19 protein-coding genes and 1 tRNA gene are annotated in these 26,546 nt (G+C 38.7%); 8 read left to right on the forward strand and 12 right to left on the reverse strand.

What is annotated here, in order from left to right; translation table 11 throughout:
• Positions 1 to 10 precede the first annotated feature (10 nt).
• Genes FKZ43_RS08430 through ftsE form a run of 3 tightly spaced genes read left to right on the forward strand, consistent with a single transcriptional unit; the run spans position 11 to position 2,737 of the window.
• A complete protein-coding gene (locus tag FKZ43_RS08430) occupies positions 11 to 1,336 on the forward strand; it encodes a M24 family metallopeptidase (protein ID WP_140945447.1) in 1,326 nt (441 codons plus the stop codon).
• A complete protein-coding gene (locus FKZ43_RS08435) occupies positions 1,333 to 2,076 on the forward strand; it encodes a class I SAM-dependent DNA methyltransferase (protein ID WP_140945448.1) in 744 nt (247 codons plus the stop codon). Before FKZ43_RS08430 ends, FKZ43_RS08435 begins: the two co-directional genes overlap by 4 nt.
• A gap of 1 nt (position 2,077) precedes the next feature.
• Positions 2,078 to 2,737: a cell division ATP-binding protein FtsE gene (ftsE, locus tag FKZ43_RS08440; RefSeq protein WP_140945449.1), complete on the forward strand. Its 660-nt coding sequence runs from the start codon at positions 2,078 to 2,080 to the stop codon at positions 2,735 to 2,737.
• Positions 2,738 to 2,798: 61 nt separating this feature from the next.
• On the opposite strand, the gene FKZ43_RS08445 is transcribed toward ftsE, so the two are convergent.
• From FKZ43_RS08445 to FKZ43_RS08465, 5 genes are all read right to left on the reverse strand, one after another.
• On the reverse strand, positions 2,799 to 4,100 hold the full coding sequence (locus FKZ43_RS08445; protein WP_140945450.1) for a GAF domain-containing sensor histidine kinase: 1,302 nt from the start codon (positions 4,098 to 4,100) through the stop codon (positions 2,799 to 2,801).
• A 64-nt stretch (positions 4,101 to 4,164) separates the two neighbouring features.
• Positions 4,165 to 5,409: a tetratricopeptide repeat protein gene (locus tag FKZ43_RS08450; protein ID WP_140945451.1), complete on the reverse strand. Its 1,245-nt coding sequence runs from the start codon at positions 5,407 to 5,409 to the stop codon at positions 4,165 to 4,167.
• Between the two features lie 39 nt (positions 5,410 to 5,448).
• Entirely contained in the window at positions 5,449 to 6,006 is a 558-nt protein-coding gene (locus FKZ43_RS08455) for a hypothetical protein (protein WP_140945452.1), read from the reverse strand.
• A gap of 521 nt (positions 6,007 to 6,527) precedes the next feature.
• Positions 6,528 to 7,931: a sigma-54 interaction domain-containing protein gene (locus FKZ43_RS08460; RefSeq protein WP_140945453.1), complete on the reverse strand. Its 1,404-nt coding sequence runs from the start codon at positions 7,929 to 7,931 to the stop codon at positions 6,528 to 6,530.
• A 2-nt stretch (positions 7,932 to 7,933) separates the two neighbouring features.
• Complete coding sequence (locus FKZ43_RS08465; RefSeq protein ID WP_219916515.1) at positions 7,934 to 11,506, reverse strand: serine/threonine-protein kinase; 3,573 nt, start codon at positions 11,504 to 11,506, stop codon at positions 7,934 to 7,936.
• Here FKZ43_RS08465 and buk point away from each other — a divergent pair.
• From buk to FKZ43_RS08490, 5 genes are all read left to right on the forward strand, one after another.
• Positions 11,487 to 12,554: a butyrate kinase gene (gene buk, locus FKZ43_RS08470; protein ID WP_140945455.1), complete on the forward strand. Its 1,068-nt coding sequence runs from the start codon at positions 11,487 to 11,489 to the stop codon at positions 12,552 to 12,554. The genes FKZ43_RS08465 and buk overlap by 20 nt on opposite strands.
• Before the next feature lie 49 nt (positions 12,555 to 12,603).
• Positions 12,604 to 12,676 (forward strand) — tRNA-Ala (locus tag FKZ43_RS08475).
• Positions 12,677 to 12,817: 141 nt separating this feature from the next.
• Entirely contained in the window at positions 12,818 to 13,489 is a 672-nt protein-coding gene (locus tag FKZ43_RS08480; RefSeq protein WP_140945456.1) for an energy transducer TonB, read from the forward strand.
• A gap of 89 nt (positions 13,490 to 13,578) precedes the next feature.
• Complete coding sequence (locus tag FKZ43_RS08485) at positions 13,579 to 14,793, forward strand: hemolysin family protein (protein ID WP_140945457.1); 1,215 nt, start codon at positions 13,579 to 13,581, stop codon at positions 14,791 to 14,793.
• Positions 14,786 to 15,913 carry a lytic transglycosylase domain-containing protein gene (locus FKZ43_RS08490; protein WP_140945458.1) on the forward strand — a complete coding sequence of 376 codons (1,128 nt, stop codon included), beginning with the start codon at positions 14,786 to 14,788 and terminating at the stop codon, positions 15,911 to 15,913. The genes FKZ43_RS08485 and FKZ43_RS08490 overlap by 8 nt, the downstream gene beginning before the upstream one ends.
• Here FKZ43_RS08490 and FKZ43_RS08495 read toward each other — a convergent pair.
• The 7 genes from FKZ43_RS08495 to FKZ43_RS08525 all read right to left on the reverse strand — a co-directional run.
• Positions 15,910 to 16,314, reverse strand: coding sequence for a CoA-binding protein (locus FKZ43_RS08495; protein WP_140945459.1), 405 nt, complete (start codon positions 16,312 to 16,314; stop codon positions 15,910 to 15,912). The two genes, FKZ43_RS08490 and FKZ43_RS08495, sit on opposite strands and share 4 nt — an antisense overlap.
• A 21-nt stretch (positions 16,315 to 16,335) precedes the next feature.
• Positions 16,336 to 18,501 (reverse strand): ATP-dependent DNA helicase RecG, encoded by a 2,166-nt coding sequence (gene recG, locus FKZ43_RS08500; protein ID WP_140945460.1) that lies wholly within the window; start codon positions 18,499 to 18,501, stop codon positions 16,336 to 16,338.
• A gap of 6 nt (positions 18,502 to 18,507) precedes the next feature.
• Positions 18,508 to 20,103 carry a histidine ammonia-lyase gene (gene hutH / locus FKZ43_RS08505; protein ID WP_140945461.1) on the reverse strand — a complete coding sequence of 532 codons (1,596 nt, stop codon included), beginning with the start codon at positions 20,101 to 20,103 and terminating at the stop codon, positions 18,508 to 18,510.
• A 7-nt stretch (positions 20,104 to 20,110) separates the two neighbouring features.
• Positions 20,111 to 21,463 (reverse strand): 16S rRNA (cytosine(967)-C(5))-methyltransferase RsmB, encoded by a 1,353-nt coding sequence (gene rsmB, locus FKZ43_RS08510; protein WP_140945462.1) that lies wholly within the window; start codon positions 21,461 to 21,463, stop codon positions 20,111 to 20,113.
• Between the two features lie 124 nt (positions 21,464 to 21,587).
• Positions 21,588 to 24,104, reverse strand: coding sequence for a FlgD immunoglobulin-like domain containing protein (locus FKZ43_RS08515; RefSeq protein ID WP_140945463.1), 2,517 nt, complete (start codon positions 24,102 to 24,104; stop codon positions 21,588 to 21,590).
• A gap of 36 nt (positions 24,105 to 24,140) precedes the next feature.
• Positions 24,141 to 25,394: a phage tail-like protein gene (locus FKZ43_RS08520; protein ID WP_140945464.1), complete on the reverse strand. Its 1,254-nt coding sequence runs from the start codon at positions 25,392 to 25,394 to the stop codon at positions 24,141 to 24,143.
• Positions 25,395 to 25,494: 100 nt separating this feature from the next.
• Positions 25,495 to 26,546, reverse strand: a 1,052-nt coding sequence (locus FKZ43_RS08525) for a FlgD immunoglobulin-like domain containing protein (RefSeq protein ID WP_320415056.1), incomplete at its 5' end; no start/stop codon positions are given.

The following is a 26,546-nucleotide window of genomic DNA, read 5'->3' on the forward strand; positions in this document are numbered from 1 at the left end:
GGAGGAGAACATGCCTGTCATATTTGCCTTAATTTTTTTGCTTCTTCTTAATCTAAGCTCCTGTGTTAGGGAGACGCCAACACCTGCCCCGAGAAAGATAAAAAGAATGTCCGCTGAAAAATTTTTTGAAATCAAAAAAACTAAACTTGATAAGTTTGCCCTCCAAGCGATGAGGGAAGAAAAAATTGACATGTGGATCATCCTTACAAGAGAATACGCTGTTGACCCCCTTGCGAAGGACTTCTCAGCCGATAAGGCGGTTGCAAAAACAGCCATAATTTTTATAAATGAAGATACCGCATTGAAAAAAATTGCAATCTGCGCAAGCTATGACACTGACCCACTCCAAAAATCCGGCATCTACGATACAATAATCTCATACAAAAAAGAAGGTCTTGCTCAACACTTAAAAAATATAGTTGAGGGGAAAAAACCAAAGAAGATAGCCATAAATATCTCCCAAGATTCTCCCCTTGCTGACGGATTGACAGCGAGCATGCTTGATTACTTGAAAAACACACTCGGTGAAAAATATGCTTCAAAATTCGTATCATCCGAAAACATAGTCATCGCATACAGAAGCCGTCTTCTCCCAGAAGAGATTGAAATTATAAAAGAAGCTGTAAAGATAACGGAAGAGATAATCGCAAAGGCGCTTTCACCTGAAGTTATAAAACCTGGGAAAACGACTGAAAAAGATGTCGCAAATTATATAAAAAAATTGATGCGCGACTACGGCGTGGGACCCTCCTGGGAAGCTGAAAGTTGCCCGAGTGTTAACGCTGGCATCACACGAGGACACTCCGAACCAACCGACTATATCATCCAGAGAGGAGACCTCATAACGATTGACTTCGGAATAAACTTGAGCGGTTATTGCAGCGACATTCAAAGAACTGCCTATGTCCTACGCAAGGACGAAACTCAACCCCCAGATTTTATCAAAAAGATGTGGGAAACAAATGTCAAAGCAATAGAAGCTGGGTTTGAAAAAATTAAACCAGGCGCTACTGGTTTTGAAGTTGACAGCGCCTCAAGAAGTATAATCATCTCAGCTGGATACGAAGAATATCCACACGCAGCAGGTCATGTGATCGGATATTCAACTCATGAGATTGGTCCAATTCTTGGTCCAAATTGGAAAGATAGATATGGAAAGAAAGTCTTTTACCGACTTCTCCCAAATCAGGTCTTCGCACTTGAACCATCGGTTTATCTGTATAGCAAAGAAAAAAATGGATATTTAAGAATTGGCATTGAAGAAGATGTCCTTGTAACTGAAACTGGCGCGGAATTCTTAAGCACGCCCCAAAAAGAGCTAATCCTGATAAAATGATTCAAACTCAACCCTACACCGTCTTAGCTGAAATTTACGACTGCATCATGAAAGATGTCCCATATAAAAAATGGGCGAAATACATACTCAAACTTATAAAAAATTTCCACCCGAAAACAAAAGATATACTTGAACTCGCCTGCGGAACCGGAACGATGCTATCTCTTCTATTAAAATTCGGTTTCAAAGTTGATGGGCTTGATATCTCAGAAAAAATGATACAGAAGGCAAGAGAAAAGATTAAAAGCGAAAATGTCAACTTCTTCATCGCAGATATGGCAGAGTTCAAACCAGATAAAAAATACGACTTGGTGATATGCCTTTACGACAGCATCAACTACCTCACGGAAGAGGAAAAGCTCCTTCGCTTGCTTTCAAATGTATGGGAGTCGCTTCAAAATGGGGGGATCTTCATCTTTGATATATCAACTGAATACAACTCAATACAAAACGCAATAGCGATGAACACCAAAGGCAAGTGTGATGATTATAAATTCGTCAGAAGAAGTTATTTTTTGAGGGACAAAAAACTTCATATAAACGAATTTGAAATTGAAAGAGATGGTGAAAAATTTTTTGAGAGACATATTCAAAGAATTTATAAGATTTCAGAAATAGAAAACGCAGTGGAAAAGACGGGGCTTTTTAAAGTCCTTGCCCGATATAGCAACTTCACTTTTTCGGAAGGAAGTGAATGGTCAGAAAGAATTCACTTCATCTTAAAGAAAATAGAACTTTAAAATGGTTGAGTTTCAAAATGTATCCGTGTGGTTTGGCGATAATCTCGTCTTCAAAAATTTGAACTTTACAGTTAACGACGGGGAATTTGTCTTTATAGCAGGTCCAACCGGCTCTGGGAAAAGCACTCTTTTGAGGTTAATTTACATGGACATTTTCCCAAACCGTGGAAAGGTGATCGTTGGTAAATTTGACTCGTCAAAGATAAAAAGAAAACACATACCGTATCTGAGAAGACGGCTTGGGATTGTGTTCCAAGATTTCAAATTACTTGATGATAGAAATGTTTTTGAAAATGTCGCCCTTGCTTTGCATGTTACCGGGGCAAAGAAAAAGGAAGTAAATAAAAAAGTTTTGACAGCTCTTGCGGAAGTTGGATTAAGCCACAAAAAGAACAACATGCCAGAAGAACTCTCAGGCGGTGAACAACAAAGGGTTGCAATAGCAAGAGCCATCGTCAATGAACCCTTCCTAATCCTCGCAGATGAACCAACGGGAAACCTTGATCCTGATACATCAATTGAAATAATTGAGCTTCTAAAAAAAATTAACCTTCGCGGGACATCAATAATCATGGCAACACACAACTATTCCCTCATTGAAAGGGTTAAAGATGCAAAAGTTTATCAAATTTCAAACTTCAATCTTACCCAAATAAAATAAAACTGGGGGCAATGAATGCCCCCAATGTCCCCGAGCGCCATTTTTGTTCATCCCCTATTTTTCACTCAACAGGAATTGAAATTATAAATTCAGTCCCCATCCCAACCTCACTTATCAACTCTATCTTCCCATTGTGATTTTCAATTATCTTCTTGCAGATCATCAATCCATAACCGTGTCCCTCTGGTTTAGTAGTCAAATTTATACTGAAAAGTTTCTCTCTAACCTCTGCGGGTATCCCAGGTCCATTATCAGCAACCCTTATTTGAACCTGATTGAATTCCCTGTCAAAATATGTCCTTGTTATAATGGTTGCATCACTGCGAGCATCAGCTGCGTTCTTGTAAAGGTTTATCAAAAGTTGCTGAAGCTGGAATGGATCAACATTAACAAAAGGTAATTCAGGGTCAAGCTCTTCAACGAATTTGACATTTGAATACCTTGAAAGTGGTTGAATGAATTGTATCGTTTCAACAATGACAGAATTTATGTCCGTCAACTTCTTGTTCGGCTTCATCTCTGCACTATCCAAAAGACCACGAATGAAATACTTCATCTTGTTTATCCCAGAAAGAAGGGAATTGACAGAGTTATTAAGCTTCTCATCAATTGAAAATTTCGCTAACTCCCTTGATATGAGCTTTGCATTAATTGAAATTATCGTTAAGTAATTTGAAAGCTCGTGTGCGATCTCCGAAGCAAGCGCTCCCCTTGTTGCCATCCTTTCGGCTTTTATCATCGCTTCGTTTGCCGACTGCAAATCAGCGTATGCTTTTGACAGCTTTTCATATAGTTTCGCATTTCGTATGGCAATGGCAGCGTGACCAGCTAAAATCTCAAAAAGCTGTAATATCTCATTTTTATTTATCTGTGAGACCCTACTGCTATCAACATAAACGACACCTATGATTTCAGAGTCAATGCTCAACGGAACACAAATGATCGTCTTTAAATTTAAAGCAACGATGCTTTCTTTTTTGCTAAATTCACTGTAATTAAGAACATCTTCAATTACAATCGGCTCACCACTTAAATAAACATCATTGACGATCGTTTTACTATAGGAAATCTCATTTTCATCAATCGTCTCACCCTTCGAATTTCTTGCAAGCGCGCATCTTAAACTTTCTCCCCCATTGACAAGAAAAAGACAACCCTTATCTGCCTTTGAAAGCGATATCAAATTGTCAAGGACAATTTTTAACACCTCCTCAAGTATTAAAGATGAGTTAATCGCCTTGACAACGTTAAATATTATCTCAAGATTTCTATGTTTTTCCCCCTCAAGCTCTTCAATTTTCTTTTTGACATCGCTGATTTTCCGCCTTACCTCTTCAAATATGTCAGCACCATCAAATGGCATTTGATTAAACGATTTTTGTTTTTAAAATGCCCCGACGGTCAAGAAACCGCCAGGGCTGATTAATTTACTTCAACTGCTCAAGCTCTGCCTGTATCCGAGCTATGTAAGATTTAACTTTGATCTTCTTAAAGTACTTAAGCGAAGACGACAACGACTCGCGCGCCTTGTCAATTTGAGATTGTTTCTTATATAGCTGACTTAACTCATAATATGTCTCACCGAGGTTAAGCCAGTTCTTGAACTCAAGATTTAAATCAATCGCGGTCATGAAGTAGCTCTCAGCAAGATGCAAGTTTCCATGTTCAAGTTGAACGATTCCCAAAATCCTGTACGCATCGGCGATACTTTGCCTGTCGCCAATTTTATAAAATGTATCAAGAGCCATCGTTGCGTAAGCCGTAGCAAGAGGTAAATCTTTTATCCTAACATATGCATCTGCTTTGCCAAGATACGCCAAAGCTAACATATAGCTATCTTCAACCCTTTGGGCTATCTCAATACTTCTCTCAAACTCTTTTATCGCAGCGTCATACTCACCTTTGTGAATTAACGTCACTCCAATATTATGATACGTCTGCGCAAGGCGTAGGGCGTCCCCTCTTTTCTCAAGCCGTGGTAATGCCTGACGAAAATGGGAAATTGCCTTATCCCAATTACCCCGCATACTTTCAATTATACCAAGGTTGATATGTAAACCGGCGATCAATTCCTCGTTCTTGCTTTTTTCTGCTTTCTTTAGTGCCTGGTTAAAATAAGTCAACCCGTAATCATAGCGTCCACTTTCAAAGAAGGCAATCCCAAGCCCGTTTTCACAAATTGAAACACCGTCAAGGTTACGAAGCTTCTTATAAATTTTTAACCCTTGCCTTAATGATGAAATCGCATCGTTTATCTCATTCTGTTTCGTCTTAACCTCTCCAAGCTTAACATATGCTTTGGCTCTAACTTCATCAAATTCACGACCCTTGCTGGACCTCTTTATAACAAGCAGAAAACAACTCTCCGCTTTATCAAACTCCCCATAAGTCATACATATATCACCAATATCAAAGCACATCTGAATGAACTTAAACTGCTCAAGCATTGCTCCAGACAAACTAAGCAATGTGTCAAACTTAATCTCATCAATAATTGACTCTTGCACCTCAGAGCTAACTTCAAACTTTCCTTTCGCTTCCTTTAAATCAAGAGCGAGATTTTCTTCTCGCTCTTTTACTATCTCGGTAAATTTTTTAAGGAAGTCGTCCCCGCAGTATCTGCGGGCGACGGCTATAACTTTATCGTAAAAATTTGATTTAACGCGCTTCATATTTTTTACCTCCTTGTTATCAAGGTTTTTCCCTCAACTTTACCAAGACCAAGCATACCTTGAGAAATGATTCGTCTGGAAGCTCAATGTCTGCTTCTTCGTATCAACTGTCACAGGACTATCAACATATTCCCAAGCCCCGGTTTCAGGGTTATACCAAACCGGTTTCAAATCATATGGCGACAAATCACCGAGATCAACCTCAGCATATGAAAGCGTAATCGTAACACTTGTATTAAATGTCATACTTGGATTGAACTCAACAACGGCATATTCCCTGTCAAGAACCTCAACCGTAACATAAGTTGGTTCACTAACTGCACCAGCTGGTATGTAAACAGAGTTATTATATGTCTTCTTCCCTCCGACCACAGCATCCTTATTTGGGAAAACCCATTTCCCAGCAAAACCCTTCTTCGCCAAGAGCTCTTGCTTAAACGCATCGTTCCACTTCAAAAGCTTCATCTGTTCCCCTTTGTTAAGAATGCCTGGCTTCCCGCTTGAAAGCCCAACCGGGTTATCGGCACAACTTGTTAAGAAAAATGCCAAGCTAACAACAATAATGATGACGCCAAGAGTTGAAACGAGACGCTTCATGGCTACCTCCATTTTTTTAGTTTGACATTTTGGTTTTTAGTGAGAAGTAAAACTTAACCACAAGTCAAAGCAACAATCTTACTTTCAACAAAATAGACATCTTCTTCAGTTCAATCATATATAACCACACCAAATCTAACTTGATAAGACAAGAGCCTCTTTCAAGTTAAAAATGGCGAACAGCAAAAAACTTAAATTGATCATATAAAATTCTAATCACGAATCAATTCAACCTCCACTTTAAAACGCTATTTTAAAGAACGAGATGTGATATGCTTATCCATTACTTAATCATTTTACACCAACTCAAAAGCCAAGTTAAATTTTTTGTATTATAAAGAGCGAAAAACTTTCTATTTAGTGAAATTCAAATACTGTGCCAAAATTTTCCCTCTGGGAGATTTCACAAAAACAACTATAAATCAATTAAAATTTGAGGCCATTTACCCCGCGATATTTGAAAATTCGGTTAAATTGTAATGGCTTGTTGCAACGATTTGTTACACCAGCAACAAATTATATCAACGAATTATTCTATACTTCTGGATCAATCTATCAAGTCGCGGACGGGATATCCCAAGTATTCTTGAGGCTCGCGACTTGTTCCAATCTACCTTCTCAAGCACCGATCTTATCAGTTCTTTCTCAACATTGCTTAAGCTTGCCGACTCAAGAGGTGTGGAAATGTAAATATTTGAACTATCCCCCTCAACGAGATGAAACCCTCTTGTTTTCTCCGGCTTTTCAAACAAAAATTTAAAATCATCAAGCGTCAAATACTCATTCCCCGTCAAAATTACTGCTTTCTCAATTGCGTATCTTAATTGACGAACATTCCCAGGCCAGTGATATTTTTTCAAAAACAACCTCGCTTCCGGTGAAATTCCCTTCACCTTTGGTAGATTTTTACGATAAAGCAAATTGAACTCATTTATAAAATGTTCAGCTAGAACAAATATATCATCACCTCGCTCACGAAGAGGTGGGAGGTGGATCGGGAAAAGCATCAACCGATAATATAAATCCCTTCTAAATTTATTTTCCCTTACAAGATGTTCAAGGTTTTGATTCGTAGCTGTTATTATCCTTCCTTCAAACTTTATCGTCTCAACGCCACCGATACGACGAAATGTCTTTTCCTCTATCACCTTCAAAATTTTCCCTTGCAAATTTAAATCAAGATCACCAATTTCATCAAGGAAAATCGTTCCACCATTTGCTATTTCAAACAAACCGATCTTTCTTTCCTTAGCATCAGTGAAAGCTCCTTTCTCATGCCCGAAAAGTTCTGATTCAAGCAAAGTCGTTGGGATTGAAGCACAATTTATCTCAACGAAAGGCCTTATCTCTGAATAAGTGTTTTGATGTATTATCCTTGCAAGCAGTGTCTTTCCAGTTCCCGTTTCCCCCGTGATTAGAATCGTTAAATCTTTGTGTTCAATTGCCTTTTTGACAAGTTCAATTATTTCCCGCACCTTATCAGAACTCCCAATGAATTTCCCGAAATCAAATTGTTCCCTCCTGATGCTAAGGAACTTCTCTGCTTCAATTTCCTTTTTCCATTCCTCCGCCTTACCCTTCACAAAATCAGAAAAGGCAACACTTTCCTCTGGCATCGTGAAATAAGAAATAACCCCCGACTTCAAAAGTTTAACAGTCAAATTATACGACTTCATATAATCAACACAAGCGAGATTTTTACTCCCAAACATATCTATCGCCGTTTCAAGCAAAATCTCATCCCCTCGGTTTGCAATCACACAAACGACAAGTTCCGGACTCTGCCCAGATAAACGCTTAAGCGAATTGTAAGACGTAACCAAATTGACAATAAAATAACCCTCCTCAACTGGTATAAATTTCTTCACATCTTCAAGCGCAGAACGACTTGTGCTGACAAGCGATATTTTAAATCTCTCATCCATTTTTAAACGGTCAAACTTCTTAATACCTTATAGAATTTTTCATTCTCGGCATCGTTGATATACGATTCAATGAAATTCACATCTTTGATCCTCTCAATCAGAACGTTAAAACTCTCCAGCGCTTTTTCAAGGTAGTTCAAATACTTAATTTCAACTCCCCTGCTTTCGTAATAACGCGCCATTTCAAGATAAACCTTCCAAGCGAACTCACTGAATTCATCTCCAAGCTCATACAAAGCTTTGTTCAAACTTCTAAAAGAAGCTGACTTGTCATCTAAAGCAAGCGAAACCAAAAAGAACACTAAAGCTTTTGTATAACGGTCATCAACAAACTCAACGAAATTTTCAACGGAATCCAAAACTTTTCCCAAGTTATTTATTTTTCCTGATACATAATTTAATTTGAGAAGAGAAATTAAAATTCTCAATTTAAATTCAAAATCTTCTTTATCTGTCTCATCTTCTAACAGCTTAAAAAGAATTTCCTCGGCTAATTTGAAATCACCCTCTTTCATTAAAACCAATGCATTAAAGTAATCTCTAATGTTAGATTGGAATCTCTCACAATTTTCATCAATCCACTTAAAAACTTCCCTAGCTCGCTTTGCATCCCCCACATAAAGAAACATAAGGAAGAGCAAGCGCTTTATCTCACAAATGCCACCTCTATCCCCCGTTTTCTCATAAAGCTTTTCTGCTTGAATCAAGTTATCATACGCCTCACTAAGTTTATACTCCTCTATCAACACTTCGCCCATGTTCCCGAGGACATTCGCCATCCCTGGGATATCCCCAATCGTCCTGTAAATCGCCATCGCCTTTTGATAATTCTCAATCGCCGATTGATAATTTCTGCGCTTGAAGTGACTTATACCGATATTGTTGTAAATGTGAGCAGTTTGTGTTAAGTTTCCAACTGTTTCAGAAATCTCTATAGCCCTTTTCCAAAAATTTATCGCTTCATCATACTTTCCAATTATACTATAAAAGTTCGCCAAGTTATTGTATCCAGCGATAATTTTTAATTTATCTCCTTTCTTGTTCCTACTCTCAACACTTATCTCAAAACAACTCTTTGCTTTATCAAGATTTCCCCTCATTTGATAAATTATCCCGAGCCCAGCGTAAAAATCGCCGATCAATTTCGTTTTTGAAACAAATTTTAAAATTTTATCATAGTCATAAGCATTCAAAATTGAAAAAGCGACTTCAACATCACCACTTATTGCTAAAATTTGTGACATTTTCATCGCAACCCTCATCCTATCATAAACGCTATCTGAAATTTTCATCCCTTGTCTTAAAATCAAAAACGCCGATTCAGTGTCACCAAGATGAAAATATGCATCTGACTTCAATTCAAACACATCAACCCCATTAACATCTTCAAGGAGAGAAAGAACCGCTTTGAAATTCCCAATTTTAATGTTAAGTTCCGCAAGCTTTAATTTAAACGATGGTTTTAAATAATCAGGTAATAAATCAAAAAAAAGTTCACAAAGACCTATCGCCTTCTTAAAGTCACCCCTTGAAACAAGGTTTTCAATTCCAATTTCTGCAAACCTTTCCACCCCCTCGCTATCTCTTGCCATAGCAAAATGAAACAAAACTTTCTCTGCATCCTTCTCCCATTCTTTTTGATTTAAATAAATCACAGCATAATTCGTATGAATTCTTCGTCTGCTCGGCTCATCAATCCCCCTTAACACATGTTCCCTCAATGATTTATAAGCTATTGAAACCCTATCGTTTTCAAGCTTAACAAAGCCAGACATTTGAAGTTGCTTTAACTCGTGATGTATATCAGCGCAGAAAAATTCATTTAATATCTTAATCTCAACTGGTCCTTCTTCAAGGGATAAAATGTTGAGTATTTGCCTTTGAATTTGGGACAAATGCTCAACACGGCTTATAATTTCATCAAGTTCTATGTTTGATAATTGTCCCAGAGCATCAACCCTACCGCCGATCTTTTGAGAAAGATAATTTGACAAAATCTCTACCACAGCTGAGATTCCGCCCGAATACTCAGCGATGGCTTCAGCAAATTCGCGCACCAAATTCTCTTCAATGTCAAAATTTACCTTTACATACTCTATTATTTCATCAACATTGAACGGGCGAAGGTATATTTTTTCAGCATTTTGAACAAGTAAATCAAAAAAATTCTCATCCTTGCCCGAAATGAAAACCGCAACTTTTCTCCCCGAAAATTCACTTGGGAAGAGAAACGACCTCAAAAAAATCTCATTGAAAGAATTTCCAATGTCAATCTCATCAATGAAAACAGCCACAGGGAAATAAACTGAGGCATTTAAAATTAACTCCCTTAAAAATTGAGCAAATTCAATCAAATTATACGAAGTTACATCAACCGCATCTTTAAATTTCTCAAACCTAATTCTCAACTCCGGCGTGAGGTTAACTATCAAAGGTGATCGCGAAATAAAATTTAAAATTTTTTGTGGTTGTATTTCATTTATTAACAGTGTCTCATATCCCATCGCCTTCGCTTCAACATTTGCATATCTAATCAAACTCGTTTTTCCAAGTCCATCTGCTCCAAAAATTAAAACCAAATTTAACTCGGAGCTTGAATTTTTAACTTTATCAAGTTTATCCGTTATCATGGAAAGCGCATCTTCCTTCCCGAAAGGTTTTCTGACCTTAAAATTGATCTCCCATCGCTTACCAGGAAATAAATTCATCAAAAACTGCAAAACATTTGAAATGCTCCCGGGTCTTTTTGACGGATCAGGATCAAGCATTGAGTTCAAAAGATTTTCAACTTCAACACCAAACCCCGGAAGGATAATTCTCTTTTTAGAAAGATGCCATTTTACAATTTCAATTGGTTCTTTAAAGTCAAATGGTAAGGAACCGCTTAAAATTTGATATATCAAAATTCCAAGGGAGTAGATGTCAGCTCTGTGGTCGTAAACTTCGGCATTTAAAACTTCTGGAGCTATATAAAACAATGTCCCAATTGGTGCTTCATTTGGATTTATCTTCTCATAAATAATAGCAAATCCAAGATCGGTGATTTTAACTTTGTCGGTCCTTGAATCATAAATTATGTTTTCGGGTTTGAGATCGCGATGGACATACCCAGCCCTGTGGATGACATTTAAAGCGTGACAAATTTGATAAATTATTTCAAATTTCTTGCTTGTATCAACTGTTGATAAAAATTTCAAGATGTTTGGGGTATCGCAATATTCAAGCACTATAAATTTTCTATCGTTTAAATTTTCATCTTCGCAAAACCTCACCGTCCCGAAATCAAGCATTGAAATTATATTCGGATGCTCAAACTGTGAAGTGATTTTAAACTCATTGATTAATTTCTCTTCGGCAAGGGGATTTCGCTTTGATATTTTAATTGCCACATCTTTATCACGCAGGGTATCGTAAGCTTTAAAAACTTCCCCAACAGCTCCATCGCCGATTTTCTCCAAGATTTTGTATCTTTTGTTGATAAGCAATTTTTGAAAATGTTTCTTTTTGTTTTTTAAATTAACAATGAAAAATCTATAACACAAGTTTTCAATAGTTATGAAAATCCTCGTGATCAATCCGGGTTCAACCTCAACAAAGGTAGCAATTTTTGAAGATGAGGAACAAGTTGAATCAAAAACTATAAGACATTCACCTGAGGAACTTTCAAAATTTAAAACGCTTTGGGAACAATTTGATTTCAGGTTAAATATAGTGCTTGAATTTTTAAAAGAGAGAAATTTAAAGCCGTCGGATTTTTCAGCTGTTGCAGGAATAGGAGGGCTTTTAAAACCCGTGAAAGGAGGAACATATAAAGTGAATGAAGAGATGTTAAATGATGCGAGGAATAATTTTCAAGGCGAACATCCATCAAATCTTGGTTGTGCGCTTGCATACGAGATAGCTAAACTTGGTGGAATTGATGCCTACATCGTTGACCCCGTCTCGGTTGACGAATTTGAGCCATTAGCTAGATATTCGGGGCATCCACTTATTCAAAGACGCAGTTTGTCACATGCTCTCAACATTCACGCAACGGCGCGAGTCGCTTGTCAAAAGCTTGGGAAAAAGCTTGAGGATTCAAACTTTGTAATCGCTCACCTTGGTGGTGGTATTTCAGTTTGTCCTGTAAAAGCTGGAAAAATTATTGACGCAAATGATGCAAGTAGTGATGGACCATTCTCCCCAGAAAGAACCGGAGGGCTTCCGCTTCAACCTTTCATAACTTTATGTTTTTCCGGTAAATTTACCGAAAGCGAAATAAGAAAAATGGTCATGGGAAAAGGTGGGCTTGTTGCATATCTTGGAACAAATGACGCTGAAGAAGTTGAGAAAAGAATTGAAAACGGGGACATTTACGCAAAAGAGGTTTACGAGGCAATGGCATACCAAATCGCCAAAGAAATAGGAGCAATGGCAACGGTTTTGAGGGGAAATGTTGATGCAATAGTTTTAACCGGTGGTTTGGCAAATTCAAAAATGCTTGTTAACTGGGTCAGTGAAAGAGTTTCATTTATAGCTCCAGTTATCGTAATTCCTGGGGAAGACGAAATGAAAGCTCTTGCGCTTGGAGTTTTGAGGGTTTTACGCGGTGAGGAAAAAGCAAAGGAATATCCTGGTGATTAAAAAATTTGTTTTTTTACCCCATCTTGGCTATATTTTAAGGGAAAGACTTGGGGCCGTAGCTCAGCTGGGAGAGCGCCAGAATCGCACTCTGGAGGTCACGGGTTCAAATCCCGTCGGCTCCACTTAACTTTGGGAACAAAATTTATGTTCATGTGTCTTAATTGATGAAGGCGAAAATATAGACCTTAAACTTGAAATTTTATTTCAAACTTTTTATCTTTAGTTCAGACAAATAAAAAATTTTATGGAGGTAGAAATCAAAAATGCCCATCATCAAGAAACCAGAAGCGGATTTGCGATTGAGGTGGCGCAAATGGGTTGAGCTTGGACTCGTAATAGCCCTGCTTGTGACAATACTTGCTTTTAGATTTTTCCCCAAAGATATAGGGCGTGGGAAGAAAATTTTAACTTTTGAGCAGGAAGTGATTAAACCAGAGGAGATACCACAAACAAGACAGGAAAACAGACCACCGCCACCACCAAGACCACCAATCCCAATTGAAGCGCCGAGTGACGAAGTGTTGAGCGATGTTGATATTGATATAAGCTCTGAGCTTGACATAACGAAAGAAGTTGCCCCACCTCCACCAAAAGAGGAACTATCATCAAAGGAAGAAATTCCTTTTGAGGAGCAATTTTTTGTCGTGGTTGAAGAAATGCCAGAGATAATAGGTGGTCTTGAATCAATTCAAAGAAATGTTGTCTATCCTGAAATAGCCATAAGAGCTGGGGTTGAAGGAACTGTTTATGTTATGGCCTTCGTAGACGAAAATGGAAATGTTGTGAGAGCAGATGTAGTCAAGGGAATCGGTGCTGGTTGTGATGAAGCAGCTGTTGCTGCTGTAATGAAAGCAAAATTTAAACCTGGGAAACAGCGTGGTAAGCCAGTAAAAGTCCGCGTTATGATTCCGATAAGATTCAAGTTGAAAAAATAATCCCATTGATAAAAAGTTTGTGTAATTTCAAAAGGCACAGGGTTTTATAACTCTGTGCCTTTTTATTTAAAAATAATACCTACAAAACAATGGAACTTTGGCTTGCTTTTATCCTATTGTTTCTTTCCTCCTTTTTCTCCGCAAGTGAAATGGCATTTATAAGCGCGAATAAAATAAAACTTGAAATAAGGTCCAATTCCTCCCTTTTTGCAAGAATCGCACACGATTTCATAAAAAAACCGGAAAAATTCCTCATCACAATTTTAATAGGAAATAACTTCGTAAATATCGCGCTGAGCTCAATTTTAACCTTCATCCTCAAGACAACTGTAAATATGAATGACTTCACGATTCTGATTTTGATAACCTTACTCCTTCTGATCTTCGGGGAGTCAATTCCAAAGAGCATAGGTCGTGAATCAGCTGACGCTTTTGTGTTATTTGCATCACTTCCTTTAAAGTTGTTTTACTTTATATTTTTACCGGCGATAAAAATTTTAGGATTTGCCTCGGAAAAGCTCTTAAAAATTTTAAAGATAAAATCAGAAACAATTGAAAATTTCTTCAGCAAGTCCGATTTTGAAATACTCATAAAGGAGACCGAATTCGGAAAAGACCTTAAAATTGATATACCTTTTTCAAGCGTCTTTAAGCTTGAAAATATGACAGTTGAAGAAGCAATGCGTCCGAGGACCGAAATCGTAGCGGTTGAAAAAAATATGCCAATGAGAGAAATAATTGAAATATTCTCAAAGTCGGGACATTCACGACTCCCAGTTTATGATGGCGTGATTGACAACATCATCGGCATAATTTATGTGAAGGACATATTTAAAAACCCAAGAAACATAGACGAAATCTTAACAGAGCCGTTTTTCGTCCCGGAGAAGAAAAAATGTATTGAACTTTTGAATGACTTCAAGCAAAAAAATACGAGCATAGCAATTGTAGTTGATGAATTCGGCGGTGTTTCTGGTTTGATAACACTTGAAGATGTGATTGAGGAGCTCGTTGGTGAAATAGAAGACGAATTTGATGTCAGCAGGAAATTAGTTCAAAAAGTTGATGCGAATACTTTCATATTAAACGGTTCTGCAGAGGTTGACCATCTAAACGAGGAATTCAATCTTAACATTCCGAAAGGCGATTATGAAACCATCGCAGGATTCGTGATAAATAACATAGGGAGGATTCCAACCGTTGGTGAGGAATTCATTATTAACAATTTCAAAATTACAATTTTAAACGCTACGAAAACAAGGATTAACTCTTTAAAATTAACGCTACTGAGACGAAATGAATAGGATATTACATGTTTTTTCAATCGGGATTTTTATTTATGTGCTTTTCATCGCCACAAAAAATCTTAGTTGGGATACATCAAATAAAAGCGATGTCACAATCGTAAACCATCTTGCCGTAACTCATCCACCCGACATCGTGTTTATTTGCGGGGAAAGGATACCTCTTGAGATACCTGATGTGAGGGAAAGATTTGAGAGAGAATTTTATCTTGAATTTGATGAGAATCAACTTATACTTGACTTGAAGAGATGCGGTAAATATATGCCTTTTATTGAAAGCAAAATCAAGGAAAGGGGGTTGCCAAGCGATTTAAAATTTTTAGCAATCGCTGAAAGTCGCTTAATAGAAAACGCATATTCAAACAAGGGAGCAGCTGGATTGTGGCAGCTTATGCCTGAAACCGCGAGAAAATACGGTTTGCGAATTGACGACTATATAGATGAGCGACTTAACATCCAAAAATCAACCGAAGCTGCTCTTTCTTATCTTCAAGACCTCTACAATAAATTTAACAGTTGGACATTGGCTCTAGCTGCTTATAACGCTGGGGAAACAAGGATAAACGATGCTTTACAATTTCAATGGGTTGACAACTATTTTGATCTTCATCTGAATAGGGAAACAGCAAGATTTGTTTTCAGAGTCGCTGCTATTAAAGAATTGATATCAAACGCAAAAAGATATGGCTTCTTAATTGACACGACAAAACTTTTTAAACCCCCGGATGTAAAATATGTGAGTGTAAAAGGTCCAATTCAAAACCTCGCTGTTTGGGCAAAACTTCAGGGGACGAACTATAAAACGCTCAAATACTTAAACCCCTGGATTTTGAAGTCATCCCTTCCTGAAGGTGAATTTTTAATAGCTCTTCCATCAAATGCCCAACCTCAACAACTTGATCTATCTCAATACAAATACAAGAGCTCACGGGTTGTCTTTCAAAATGGCGAAATTATCGTTGTGCCTGAGAAAACGATAAATCACAGGGTGAAAAAAGGTGAAACACTTGAAACCATCGCAAAAAAATATAACGCGACGGTTGAAGATATAATTGAGTTGAACAAGCTTGAAGGGAAAAACATTAAAGTCGGACAAATTTTAAAAATCCCAGTTTACTAAAAATTCCCAAACCTATACATATGCTCAACCTTTATACACTTATTCATAACGACCTTCAACCCTGCCTTTCTCGCTTTTTCCGCTGCTGATTCATTTATAACACCAAGTTGCATCCACACAACTTTCGCCCTCTTTTCAATCGCTTGATCAACTATCTCGTCAACGAATTCTGGTCTTCTAAAAATATCAACGATGTCTATCTCTTCAGGGACGCTGATTAAATCAGGATATGCCTTTAAACCAAGGACGGTATCAATGTTTGGATTAACCGGGATGATTTTATATCCTTGATTGAGAAGATATTCAGCAACGATATAGCTATCTCTATCTGGTTTATTTGAGATGCCGACAATAGCTATTGTTTTGTAAGAGGTTAAAATTTCTTTGATCTCGTCTTCCATTTATGCCTCATTTTTATTTTTTTAACTTACCTTTGCAAGGTCTACGCTATCTGAATATCTCTTTACAAGTTCCTCTCTTAAACAAAAATGTTCTGGCTTCATCAAGTCCGGGTCTTCTTTTATGATCTCAAACGCCTCTTTCCTGGCTATTTCAAGTATTTTTTGATCAGTTGCGATATTTGCGAATTTGAATTTCATAAACCCGCTTTGCCTTGTCCCGAAAAATTCACCAGGTCCGCGCAGTTCAAGGTCCTTTTCAGCGATTTTAAAACCATCAAGTGTTGAAGCGATTATTTTAACTCTTTCAACTGCTTTACTTTCCTCAAAATCAAAAAGCGTTTCGCTTTTTAATAAACTTGACTTAACAACCAAAAAACAATATGATTGTCTTTCACCTCTCCCTATTCTCCCGCGCAATTGATGAAGTTGAGAAAGCCCAAACCTTTCAGCATTTTCTATCACCATTATAGTCGCATTTGGAACATCAATTCCAACCTCTATCACTGTCGTTGCAACGAGAATCTGGATTTTTCTATCTCTGAAATCACTCATTATCTCCTGTCTTTCCGTCCCGGGCATTTTACCGTGAATTAAACCGACTTTAAACTCAGGGAATACCTCATTTTTAAGATAGATATAATTTTTTATCGCTGACTCAAGGTCAAGCTTTTCCGACTCCTCTATCAAGGGATAGACAATATATGCTTGATGTCCTTCTTTAATTTTCGCTCTGATGAATTCATATAGCCTATCCTTTTCATCGTCAGGAATTATCTCGGTTTTAATTTTTCTGCGACCTTTCGGCATCTCATCTATGACAGAGACATCCAGGTCACCGTAAACGGTAAGAGCAAGTGTCCTTGGGATAGGGGTTGCTGTCATGATCAGAACATCAGGGTTATAACCTTTTTCAATCAAAGTTGCCCTTTGCATAACGCCAAACCTGTGCTGTTCATCAATTACGACAAGCCCGAGGTTTTTGAAATTTACCCCTTCTTGTATTAACGCGTGAGTTCCAATTACAATTTGCGCTTCCCCACTTTGAATCTCTGAAAGGATTTCTTTCTTTTCCTTCGGTTTAATGCTACCTGTTAAAAGGCGAATTTTAACCGGGAGGGAATTTAACAAGTTCAAAAAAGTCGCATAATGTTGTTCTGCTAAAATTTCCGTCGGTGCCATAAACGCACTTTGATAGCCGTTATCAGCAGCTATCAACATAGCAATTAAAGCAACAACCGTCTTCCCGCTTCCAACATCACCTTGTAAAAGACGATTCATAGGTCTGTCGGATTTCATATCCCGCCATATCTCACGGATGACACGACGCTGTGCATTGGTGAGTTGAAAGGGCAAAATTTGGCTGAACCTGCGAACAAGCTCTCCTATCTTCGTAAATGAAATCCCTTTCTCAAAGTGTTTAAGTTCATAATGTTTGCGAGCAAGTAAAAGTTGAAGGAAAAACAACTCCTCAAACTTCAACCTTTTCAAGGAAACCTCCAAATCCCAACGGGAATCGGGAAAGTGAATTGACTTCAAAGCAAATTTCAAAGGAACAAGATTATACTTCAAAATTAACTTATGAGGGAGGTTCTCCTCAACATAATCAATGTAATCGTTTATAACACTACTTATAAGTTCGCGAAGCTTTAAAGTGTTCAACCCAAGCGACTTCAACTTTGAAGTGGATGGATAAACCGGGACAATTCTACCCGTGTGTATATTTATGCTATCAGATTCCGTTAGGAAATCAAATTCTGGGTGAATGAGGTTTATTTTCCCTTTGAAAATGGTCGGTTTTCCAAAGACAGCAACGAAATCACCAAACTCAAACTGACGCTTGAAGTATTCTATCTTATTGAACCAAGAACAACTAATTTTGCCAGTCCCATCATCTATCGTCAATTCAAAGATCTCCCTGCCAGATGAAGCAACCAATGTCCTCTTATCAACAACTCTACCTATAAATGTGACTGCTTCTTGAGCCCCAGAAAATTTCCACCAATTTCTTTTCAAGTCAGCAACCGTTATAACAGTGCTTCTGTCAATGTATTTAATCGGCGCATAATAAAGAAGGTCAATCAATTTCTCAATCCCGACATCTTTCAAAGCAAGGGACCTTTTTTCCCCAATGCCTTTCAAATATCTTATATCTGATTCAAGCGTCAATGTCGCTCTTTTATCAGCCATTTTATATCACTCAAGTTTTTCTCCAATCGCTTCTTCAGCGACTTTTATAATTTCACCGCTTTTTACAAGCTCAAGTGCTTTTATAATGTCTTTGTGAAGTATCCGGTCCTCATCAAGATGTTTTATATGTTTCCTTACAAACTCATAAACTGCCTGTGTCCCAACCCCACATCTCATTATCTTACCTGTTTTTTCATCAACCCTTGCGAAATCAATTCCTTGAACCGCACACATTATCTCAATCGCAAGAACTGTTTGAACATTTTTTAAAACTCTATACGCCTTTTGCGCAGATATAGAGCCCATGCTATTATGGTCTTCCTGATTTGCCGATGTCGGTATTGAATCAACACTTGCTGGATGAGACAAAACTTTATTTTCAGAGACAAGGGAAGCAGCTGTATATTGAGCTATCATAAGCCCGGAATTTAACCCCCCGATCTTCGTCAAAAATTTCGGCAACCCGCTTAATTGAGAGTTCACAAGTCGTTCAATTCTTCTTTCGGAAACATTTGCTAACTCGGAAAGAGCAATCGCCATAAAATCCATCGCAAGAGCTATTGGCTGTCCGTGAAAATTCCCACCTTCAAGATGTTCCCCATCATCTGGAAAAATCAAAGGGTTATCGGTTGCGGAGTTAATTTCAATTGAGACGATGTTGTAAACATAATCAATCGCATCTCTTGAAGCACCATGAATCTGCGGAACACACCTTAACGAATAAGCATCTTGAACCCTCGGGTCATCATACAAATGGGAAAGTCGTATCTCACTATTACGCATCATACGCAAAATGTTCCTCGCTACCTTTTGCTGTCCCTGATAAGGTCTTAATTTATGAATCCTCTCATCAAAAGCTCTATCAGTCCCTTTAAGTGCTTCAATGCTTAAGGAAGCTGCGATGTCAGCTATCTTACACAATTCCTTTGCCTGTTTCACAATTAAACATGCATAAGCTGTCATCATTTGTGTCCCATTAATAAGTGCAAGCCCTTCCTTTGCAGAAAGCTTTAATGGTTTCAACCCGAACTTTTTCAATGCTGAACGAGATGGAAATCTTTTAAGTTTTTCAACATTTATTGATTTCCCAACCCAAACCTCTCCTTCTCCCATCATAGCAAGGACTAAATGAGCAAGTTGAACAAGGTCGCCACTTGAACCGACCGAACCCTGCGATGGCACTATTGGCATAATCCCATTGTTTAAAAATTTCAACAAGAAATCAACTATTTCAGGTCTAACACCCGAATAACCCTTCGCTAAAGCATTTGCCCTCAAAAGCATCATTGCTCTCACAACCTCTGGTGGCAATGACTCTCCCGCCCCTGCTGAATGGCTGTATATCAAATTTCTTTGAAGCTTCTCAATCTTATCTTTTTCAATTCTCACCATTGCAAAATCACCAAAACCAGTCGTCACCCCATAAATCGTCTCCCCACTTTCAACCCATTTCTCAACTAACTTTCTTGATTTTTCCATCTTTAAAATCGCATCATGACTTAACTTAACCTCAGCGAAATTTACCGCAACATCAAAAACATCTTCAGGTGTCAATGTCTCCCCATCAACTAAAACAAAGTCGGTTGGTTTTGATTTTACCATAAATTTTTCATCCAACTTTGATTAATCTAACGGCAAAACCGCCGTCCATATCGTGTTTATGAGGATATGTCTCCATGCAACCCTCTTCATTTACAATGTCAGAAGGAAGGTAATTTCTCGCATCCTCAATTTTGAACTCGGGATGCCTGCTTAAAAACTCCTTAACAACCTCAATATTTTCCTCTGGTTCAATTGTGCAAGTGCTATAAACAATCACCCCACCGTTCTTGACAAGTTTACTCGCCTTCTCAAGCAATTCAATTTGCGTCTTTGCGAGATTCCTTATATCGGAAAGTTCCCTTTGCCATTTTATGTCTGGCTTCTTCTGTATCACTCCCAAACCCGAACAAGGCGCATCAACAAGGACTTTATCCGCTGGTTCAACATCAACTTCAAGGGCATCTTTCGGTATGAATTCAACATTTTCAACCCCAAGTCGCTCGCAACTCTGCTTGACAAGATTCAACCTGTGCTCATATTTATCAACCGCTATTATCTTCCCTTGATTTTTCATCAACTCACCTATAAATGTCGTTTTCCCACCAGGAGCGGAACAAAGATCAATCACAATTTCACCAGGTTTCGGATCAAGTAGTTTAACAACTAAACCTGAACTCTCATCTTGGACGGAAAAATATCCCATTTCAAAAAGGTCAAGATTATAAATTTTTGAAAGATGACCAACCTTTATGAAATTTTCAACATACTTTGACCGAGTGTTTCTTATACCCCGTTCCTCAAAAAGTTTTACAAGTTCATCAGCTGTCGTCTTCAAAGAATTCGCACGGACGACGATCGTTGGTCGTTCATTATTTGCCGAGAGCAATTGCTCCGTCTCATATAAACCGTATCTCTCAACCCAGCGCTTCACCATCCAAGAAGGATGAGAATACATAATTGAAAGATACTGAACAGGGTCTGTTTCATGGTCAGGGGTGGGAAGTTTATTCAAATTTCTTATTATGTTCCTCAAAACCGCATTTACGAGATTTGCAGCTTTTTGACCACGAATCTTTTTCACGAATTCAACCGCTTCATTAACAGCAGCTGCATGGGGAATTTTGCTTAAAAACAAAATTTGATATAACGCAACCCTCATCGCATTCCTTATGTTCGGGTCCTGCATCGCAAATTTGTTCTTGCAAAACTGCTCAATTACAAAATCAAGTCGCGTCTTCCACCGAACGACACCATGAGTTAACTCAGTCAAAAACCTCTTATCCAAATCATTTAATTCATCGGACTTCAACTCAACATCAAGAAGTTTATCAAGGTATGAATCCGTTCGCTCTATCCTGTTCAAAATTTTCACCGCTATTCCACGAGGTCCTTTGTAAAATTCCTCAAATTCCATAATCATTTTATGTTCTTTTTTTATTGATCAAGTTTTTCAGAAGAAACCACTTTTTAAATAAAAAGGGAGTAGCCACTTAAAGCTACTCCCTAAAAATTTAGTAAACGAAACAAAAAATCGCAACTTTTCCTCACTTCATCAATATCATCTTCCTCGTCATCGTAAACTCCCTCTTCTCATCCTCAAGCGAACGAGCATACATTGTGACGAAATAAACCCCAGACGAAACCCGCACCCCGCTTTCATCTTTCCCATCCCAATACACAACATGTCTTGCCGGATCAACTTGACCATTTACAAGCTCTCTCACCCTCTGACCAAGTGAATTCCAAACTATCAACTTAACATTTGAAAACTCAGGAACATCAAACTCTATCCTCGTCCCGGGGTTGAACGGATTTGGATAGTTTTGATAAAGCATATAACTTTTTGGAATCTCAATATAATTTGCATCCCTCACATCAATGCTTGCGTTATAGGAGAGGTTTCTAACGCTTAATTTGACATCTGGCTGAAGCGCCCATAACTTTTCAACATCTATACCAGGAATTGATATCGTAACTATCCCTTGCCTATCACCTCTTTTGATCAATTTGCCGACATCGGAATAAATTAAAATCACAAGATAACCCAGCTCATTTTTCCCGAATGCAACTTTAAAACCACTCACAGGTAAAAGCGGGGTTACATCAAACTTCAAACGCTCAAAATTTGGCAATGCTTTAACTTTCAAAGAGATTTGCACACCTTTCACATCAACAGAATTGCTCAATCTAACCCTTATGATAGAACCTTTATCCCCTGGGTTAAAAATCTCAAAATCAACATGCAAAATCCCATCGTTAATCTTTTTCAAAGTTGCAAAACCTTTAACTGTGTCATCATCGCCGTAAAATTTATACGCGGGTTTTCCAGCTATTGCTGGAATCGCATAACTTGGCCAAGTCACATCTATCACAGCATCCTGCAAAGTCGCAAGGTCCATTTGATCAATCACCCCATCACCCGTCTCAACATCAGCAGAAGTCCTATCGGAATTGTCAGCATCAGTTCCATTATAACCATCCCCTTCATAAAAAGGTCTTGAACCATTTGGATCATTAACAGTAACCGCTCCCCAATTCTCTATCACAACATCAGCAAGCCCAGTTATATCAGCAATGTCAATCCCCCCATCCCAATTTATATCACCATATTTTCTCCAGTCAGAATAACCACTTGGCAAAAAACTTGGCGGTTGCTCAATAAATAAACTTGACGAATGAACATTCAAATTTATTGTTCCATCCCCAGCTGGCATACTGGACAACGTAAGCAATGAAGCATCACGAATCACCGCATCAGAAACTGTATTATTCACCAAACTTATAGCATTCAGATAATCACCATCTGAACCGGGCGAATCAAAATGAACCCTCGCAACAACATATTGAGCTACCGAATTCCCCTGATCCTTCAAAATCACACTCGCTGAATTCCCATAAATTAAAACCCTTATACCATTTGGAATTGGTGTCTTATTTATTGAAAAAGCGGTTGATATGGAAGGTGCAAGTGTAACATCAGTTATCGTAACAACGGAACTTGTCACATCAAAACTCCACCCCCAAACCCCGTGTGTTTTACCTGGATTTCCATCGTTCCAATCAAGCCGAATATAAGCAATATTTCCAGTTGCCCCCGTCTCAACATAAATATCACTAACAGTAAACCCAACTGCAAGATACGCCGATATAAAGTCAAAAATTGTCCCTCCAATTCCGAATTCCGAAAATCCAGACAACCCAGCTCTACGAACAACAACCTCAGTTGGTGTCCCACCTCCTGCGACATGCGTCCCTTGAAGTGTCCACGACCCACCGCTTGACCTCTTCAAAACCCTCAACCTCGTCGGATCGCTCGTACCACTAAAACCATGCGCCTCAATCTCAATATCATAAACTCCTCCACTTAATCCCCCCGACGGCTCAACGCTCCAATAACCACCTGACCAAACATTAACAATTTGAACCCCACCATCATCCAAAGGCAAACCACTCGTCCCGGGGTTAACACCATTAAAATAAACGCTCAAATTTCCAGACGATGGAGCTGTTGTAAATGTCACCTTAACCCCACGGTAATACTCATTACTTCCAACTAAAACGCTTATCGGAAAAACAAAATCACCAGTTCCAACAACTCTTCTGATTAACCTCCCAGTCCCGTTTTGAACAATAGAATTCACAGGTGAATAAGTCCCAATTGAACCCAAAACAGTTAAATCATTTGCCCCAAGATAAATCTTTCCAGATTGGATTGATAACACCCCAGAAACAGTTATTGGGCTATTTAAAACTATTGAACCACCACCAGATTTATTTAAATTCCCAAAATTAACGCTCCCAGTTATAACTTGAAAACCGCCAACAAATTCAAAATTAGAATTAACATCGCAAGTCATCGTTCCCGAATTCGTAAGGTCAGAGAAAAGCTCAAACTTCGCTCCAGAGCCAATCACAACAGTTGCTCCCGAACTGACATTTAAACTCCCCATCTTCACAACAACACCAGAACCAGCACTTACATATGTCCCAGACATAACAACGACATCTTGCGAATGTAAAGATAAAACCGAAACCAATGTGAAAAATATCAAAAGTCGCAAATATATCACTGCTTGGGACTAAATCTTTTTTGAATTTCATCTGTTCAGCGAGACATAGTAAATATACCGAGTTGCAGTAATAGCATTTAAATTTACAGTCGCTGGCAAGACAACTCCGCCACCGGTAGATATATAACCAGTTCTAAACATTGCGCCCGCTACTCCAAGGTTTGCGCCCGCAATAACCCCTGTCGTTGAATTCCAAGTAACAGCAACATAATACTGACCTGGATTAAGAGTCCTGTTTGCTTGCTGAGGGACAATAATTTTAACACCAGCAGTTGTAGTCAAAGAGCCAGCACCACCATTTAAAACAAGATTACCATTTGAATCATAAATCCCAACATCACCAGTAGCTCCGAGTGCAGTTGTCACCCTTAACCTTATCTGATTTACCGTTATTCTCGCAGGTATATAAATCGGCGAAATTAAAATCGCTCCTACCGTTGGCTTTGCAGCTGTTGCTGCAATTGGACCCCAAACTGTTGAAGCTACATCCATCTCAGGTATTGCCCAAGCTGGACCCGAAGCCGTCCAAGTTAAAACCTGACCTTCAGTTCCAGCACCGCTTGTTAAAAGAAAACCATCATCATCCGATAAAACAACCTGTGGCAATCCACCTGTTGCAACGGTCCTTATGGAAACAGGACCATTCATATAAACTTGACCATCATTCCTCACCGTCATCAAAATACTACCACTGGAGTTCTCAACTCTCAAACCATACGCACTCGCATCATTAGTCCCACCCCTTATCGTCAACCTGTAACCACTCACTGACGAAGTCCCTATCCCAATGTATGTCCCATCGTTATACAACGTGCTATTTGCAACCCAACTCGTCCCATCATGCCTTAATGTTTGTCCAGCACTTCCAGATGGAAGCCCACCTTCACCAGTTAAACTCAACCTCTGCCAGACAGAACCATCCCAATAGTAAAACCCAGCTGTCCCATCTGTCTGATAAACAAGAAGCCCAACCGCAGGTGAACTTATGCTCAACCTCTCTGAAGCTGTCATTCTGGGTATCAGAACACCCTTCTTCGTCGTTCCAGTAATTTTAACATCAAGAATAGCTGACGGATCGGGCACAGCAGATGGATCATCACTTATTAAAAAACCCGCACCTGTTGACAAAGGAACACTTGGCTTCTTCCTAACCATTTTATCAGAAATGCTTGTATCCTTGGGAGCTCCTAATATCTGTGACTTCTTCACCTGCGAATTTAGAACTCCAAGTTGAAAAATTAACAAAACAAAAATAATCAAAACCGTTTTCATTTTTATCATCACCCTTTCTCCCGAATTATTTTACTTCCAAATTAAAACAAAAAAAGGGGACAGGCAACTTCGCACCTATCCCCCTATGAAAATCAAAACACTTAAACTTTTACTTCATCAATATCATCTTCCTCGTCATCGTAAACTCCCTACCCTGCTCCTCAAGCGAACGAGCATACATTGTGACAAAATAAATACCCGATGCAACCGATGTCCCATTCTCATCTTTCCCATCCCAATATACACTATACCTGTTTGGATCAACAGCACCAGAATATATCTCCCTCACCCTTTGACCAAGCGAGTTCCAAATTATCAACTTAACATTTGAAAACTCCGGAACCTCAAACTCTATCTTCGTCCCAGGGTTGAACGGATTCGGATAATTCTGATACAACATATAATTCAACGGCACAACACCACTCGCCTCAGTGACATCATAATTAACATCATAAGCGACATTCTTTATACTTGCGATAACTCTCGGCTCAGCACCTAAAATTTGCTCACGGGTTACATTCGGGATAACTATCGTCACATAAGACGCGCTTCCCGACTTAAGAACTTTACCACCATCAGCATAAACTATTATAACAACTTTATTAAACTCATTCCTCGCCCAATCAACCTTTAACCCACTGGCATCCGGTAAGCTCCAAACATCAAGTTTCCCAGGAAGAACAGATGAGGTTAACTCAATCTGTAACCCCCTCAAATCAAAGCTGTTATTATCAACCGTCACTCTAATTTTGCTTCCCTTTTGCCCTGCGTTAAATACTTCAAACTTAACAAACACATCTGTTGCTACTTTCTCAAAACTTGACCCACCTTCAACCTTCGCAAGTATCCCCGAACCAATCCCAAAACCACCATTTATTTTAGAAGCAGGTAGACCTGCAATAGCAGAAATTGCATAACTTGGCCATACACCACTTGTCACAGCATCCTCTAATACCGCAAGGTCCATAAGGTCAAGCGTCCCATCCCCACCTTCTACATCAGCTGCCGTCCTATCGTTGTTGTCAGCATTAGTTCCATTATAACCATCATTTTCATAAAACTTTCTCGGACCGGTTACTGGATCATTCACATCAACCGCTGCCCAATTCTCAACCAAAACATCTGCAAGCCCTGTGACATCGGCTATGTTAATAAACCCAT

Source organism: Candidatus Thermokryptus mobilis (assembly GCF_900070205.1).
GTDB lineage: Bacteria > Bacteroidota > Ignavibacteria > Kryptoniales > Kryptoniaceae > Kryptonium > Kryptonium mobile.

Coding starts and splice junctions, on each gene's coding strand:
- FKZ43_RS08490 (WP_140945458.1), top strand. CDS start 14,786: ATGAATAGGATATTACATGTTTTTTCAATCGGGATTTTTATTTATGTG.
- FKZ43_RS08450 (WP_140945451.1), bottom strand. CDS start 5,409: ATGAAGCGCGTTAAATCAAATTTTTACGATAAAGTTATAGCCGTCGCC.
- FKZ43_RS08430 (WP_140945447.1), top strand. CDS start 11: ATGCCTGTCATATTTGCCTTAATTTTTTTGCTTCTTCTTAATCTAAGC.
- FKZ43_RS08495 (WP_140945459.1), bottom strand. CDS start 16,314: ATGGAAGACGAGATCAAAGAAATTTTAACCTCTTACAAAACAATAGCT.
- buk (WP_140945455.1), top strand. CDS start 11,487: ATGAAAATCCTCGTGATCAATCCGGGTTCAACCTCAACAAAGGTAGCA.
- FKZ43_RS08520 (WP_140945464.1), bottom strand. CDS start 25,394: ATGATAAAAATGAAAACGGTTTTGATTATTTTTGTTTTGTTAATTTTT.
- FKZ43_RS08455 (WP_140945452.1), bottom strand. CDS start 6,006: ATGAAGCGTCTCGTTTCAACTCTTGGCGTCATCATTATTGTTGTTAGC.
- FKZ43_RS08485 (WP_140945457.1), top strand. CDS start 13,579: ATGGAACTTTGGCTTGCTTTTATCCTATTGTTTCTTTCCTCCTTTTTC.
- FKZ43_RS08435 (WP_140945448.1), top strand. CDS start 1,333: ATGATTCAAACTCAACCCTACACCGTCTTAGCTGAAATTTACGACTGC.
- ftsE (WP_140945449.1), top strand. CDS start 2,078: ATGGTTGAGTTTCAAAATGTATCCGTGTGGTTTGGCGATAATCTCGTC.
- FKZ43_RS08460 (WP_140945453.1), bottom strand. CDS start 7,931: ATGGATGAGAGATTTAAAATATCGCTTGTCAGCACAAGTCGTTCTGCG.
- FKZ43_RS08480 (WP_140945456.1), top strand. CDS start 12,818: ATGCCCATCATCAAGAAACCAGAAGCGGATTTGCGATTGAGGTGGCGC.
- rsmB (WP_140945462.1), bottom strand. CDS start 21,463: ATGATTATGGAATTTGAGGAATTTTACAAAGGACCTCGTGGAATAGCG.
- hutH (WP_140945461.1), bottom strand. CDS start 20,103: ATGGTAAAATCAAAACCAACCGACTTTGTTTTAGTTGATGGGGAGACA.
- FKZ43_RS08445 (WP_140945450.1), bottom strand. CDS start 4,100: ATGCCATTTGATGGTGCTGACATATTTGAAGAGGTAAGGCGGAAAATC.
- recG (WP_140945460.1), bottom strand. CDS start 18,501: ATGGCTGATAAAAGAGCGACATTGACGCTTGAATCAGATATAAGATAT.